3 protein-coding genes are annotated in these 3,047 nt (G+C 71.8%); all 3 read right to left on the bottom strand.

Going from position 1 to position 3,047, the window contains the following annotated elements; all coding sequences use genetic code 11:
* Window positions 1-997, bottom strand: a 997-nt coding sequence (gene tilS, locus AC1D1S_RS20390) for a tRNA lysidine(34) synthetase TilS (protein ID WP_476995357.1), incomplete at its 3' end; no start/stop codon positions are given.
* Window positions 998-1,095: 98 nt separating this feature from the next.
* Window positions 1,096-2,256, bottom strand: a complete 1,161-nt coding sequence (locus tag AC1D1S_RS20385; RefSeq protein ID WP_476942697.1) for a zinc-dependent metalloprotease — start codon at window positions 2,254-2,256, stop codon at window positions 1,096-1,098.
* 133 nt (window positions 2,257-2,389) lie between these two features.
* A partial coding sequence (gene dacB / locus AC1D1S_RS20380) for a D-alanyl-D-alanine carboxypeptidase/D-alanyl-D-alanine endopeptidase (protein ID WP_476995356.1) occupies window positions 2,390-3,047 on the bottom strand: 658 nt, incomplete at its 5' end.

Below are 3,047 nucleotides of genomic sequence, written 5' to 3'. Positions count from 1 at the left end.
TCCCACAGCGGGCGGCTTCGCGGGGAACACCGGCGGCGGACGGCTCCGCCGCAAGGAGCTGCGCGAGCGAGAGCCGGAAGACGCTGACCCCGCCGGGAAGCTCCACCGGGCCGGCCGATCCCTGCCGGCGCAGGAGCGCTTCCGCCGCGAGCAGCCGCTGGTAGCTGGGCTGCTGACCGCCGACGGCGGCGGCGGCCTTGGCGATCACCCGGAACCTCACGGCCGGGGCAAGATCCCTCAGCCCGGCCTCCGGAAGGCTGATCTCCTCCCCTGTCTGCTGGCGCAGCCGCTCGAACGTGTCGTTCGCCACGTCCTCCAGATAATCGGCGTCGAGCTGCAGGATCGCGGCCGTGCGGGCGAGCGATTCGGCAACGCCGGGGCCAAGCTTGTCCTCCAGCAGGGGCAGCACCTCAACCCGGGTCCGGGAACGCGCGTACACGGGATCGGTGTTGGACGGGTCGTGCCAGGGCTCCAGGTCCTCCACCCGGCAGATCTCCAGGGTGTCCGCGCGCCGCAGGCCCAGGAACGGGCGCAGCAGCCGGCCGCGGGCCGGCCGCATCCCGGCGAGGGACCGGGTGCCCGACCCGCGCGCCAGGCCCAGGAGCACTTGTTCGGCCTGGTCATCGAGGGTGTGGCCGAGCAGGATCGCGGCTGCACCTGCCTCGTCCGCGGCGGCCTCAAGGGCCGCATGGCGGGCGTCCCGGGCGGCGGCCTCGGGGCCCGCGCCGCTGGAGGCGACGTCGACAGTCCTGATCGTCACGGGAGAGAGCCCGAGCTCCTCGAGGGTCCGGGCCGTGGTGGCCGCGACCGCGGCCGAGCCCGGCTGCAGCTGGTGGTCCACGACGACGGCGCCGACAGAGACAGGATGGCCGTCCACGTGGCCCCGGCGCCCGAAATAGGCGGCGACGGCGGCGAGAGCCAGCGAGTCCGGGCCGCCGCTGCAGGCAACCAGGACGCGGTCCGGGTAGCCGGCCGCGGCGAGGGCGTCCTGCAGCATTTTTCGTGCCGTGCCGACGACCGGCGCGAGGCGGCCGGGCCGGCGTCGTCCGCTGGAAATCGAGGTCGAACCGGCGCCGTCGGGGGCAGTCATGGCGGCTAGAGGCCCATCCGGTCGAGCCACAGCCGGGAGTCGTGGATCTCGGGTTCGCTGGGGAGGTGGTCCGCGGACTCCCAGACTCTGTTGAAGCCTCCCATGCCGGCGGCGGCCACCACTTCCCGGACGAACTTGGCGCCGTCACTGTACTGGCGCATCTTGGCGTCGAGGCCGAGCAGGTTGCGGATGAATTTCTCGATCATGCCGCGGTCCTGGCCGCGGTCGTTGAAACGTTGCCGGATGGTCTTCACCGAGGGAACGATGCTGGCGTCCACGGCGTCCATGACCACATTGGCGTGACCCTCGAGCAGGCTCATGAGGGCAGTCAGGCGGGACAGGGCCGCCTTTTCCTCCGGGTTCTGGAGCAGGTCCAGGATGGCGCCGCGTCCGGGCGCGGCGCCGGGTGCCGCGCGGTCCTTCAGCGATTTCGCGGCCGCCGAGGCCCGTTCCATCAGGGAATCGACATTGCCCAGCAACAGTCCGCTGAGGTTTTCGATCTCCTGGAGCATGTGGTGCCGCAGCCACGGTGCGGCGGCGAACTGCACCCGGTGGGTTTGTTCGTGGAGGCAGACCCAGAGCCGGAAGTCCGCGGGTTCGACTTTCAGTTCGCGTTCCACGGAGATGATGTTCGGCGCTACGAGCAGCAGCCGTCCGGAAGCGGGGGCCGTGGAGTTTTCGGCCAGCGCTGAGAAGGGATCGTACTGGCCCAGGACTTTGCTCGAAAGGAAGGCCAGGATGGCGCCGAGCTGGCTGCCGGTGATGGCCGCGCTGACCCCGGCAGCGCCGGGGCTGATGGAACCGCGGCCCTCCAGCATCTTTCCCATGGCGGGCTTGAGCATGACGGCGAAGCTCTGCGTGTTGGCCTTGGCCCATGAGGCCCGGTCCACGACGAGGACCTCGGAGTCACGCAGGTCCCGGGCGGCGTCCAGGCCGGTGATGTGGTGGACGTGCGGCACGGAAATGTCCGCCATGAGCCGCAGATTTTCGACGGCGGCGCCGATCTCGGCGCTGCCCAGGACGGGGCCCGCCGGCGTCAGCCGGGCTGCCGTGGACGCGGCGAGCTCCCAGTTGATGAGATCCGGGACCTGGACCGATGCCGCACTCGGCGTCTTGGGTGATGTCTCGCTTGATGTCTCGCTTGCAGAGGACTCCATGGGGTCCATCAGATCACAGGGCCCCGACAATGCGCCTTAATTTTCGCTGACCGGCGAACCGGCCGGGCTCCGGGACCTCCGGCCGAAGGGCCAGACCGGCGCGAAGAGCAGACCTGCGCGGGGTCCCGGCCGGCCCGCGCCGTCAGCGGCAGCCGCAGCCGGCGAGGACGGCGGCGGAGCGGTCCAGCGCGGCTTTGTTCGCGGCGCCGGGGGTCAGCCCGTTGCCGACGAAGGAAAAGACCAGGAGCCGGCCGTCGGCGTCGACCACGGAACCGCTAAGCGCAATGACTGTGTTCAGTGTGCCCGTCTTGGCGCGGACCAGCCCGGCGCCCGCGGCCGAGGCCGCATCCGTGTAGCGGTCCCCCAGGGTGCCGGTGAGCCCGGCGACCGGGAACCCGCTCAGGGCGGCGCGCAGCCGGGGGTCTGTGCCCGAGGTCATGCCCCGGACCACGTCCGTGAGCTGCCGGGCCGAGACCCTGTTGGCCAGGGCCAGGCCGGAGACGTCCGCGGCCCGGAGCGAGTCAGTGGGAACGCCCATGTCCTTGACCTGCTGCAGCACGGCGGCAATGGCGTCGTCGCTGCTGCCGGGCCGGCCGACGCCGAGGGCGGTCATCCGTCCCATCACCTCGGCGAGGTAGTTGTCCGAGGTCTGCAGCATCAAGTCCACCTGCTGCCCCACCGTGGCGGACTGGACCTCGGCCAGGACTTTGGCGTGCCCGCCCTCCGGCGCGTCACCGGGCCGGCCCCGGGCGACGCCGGGGGCCACGGACAGCCCCCCGGCCGCCGCGGCCGCCGTGTGC

The organism is Arthrobacter sp. P1_A5 (genome assembly GCF_056406825.1).
Note: the sequence above shows the minus strand (reverse complement) of the source record. Positions and strands in the feature narration are given on the sequence as shown.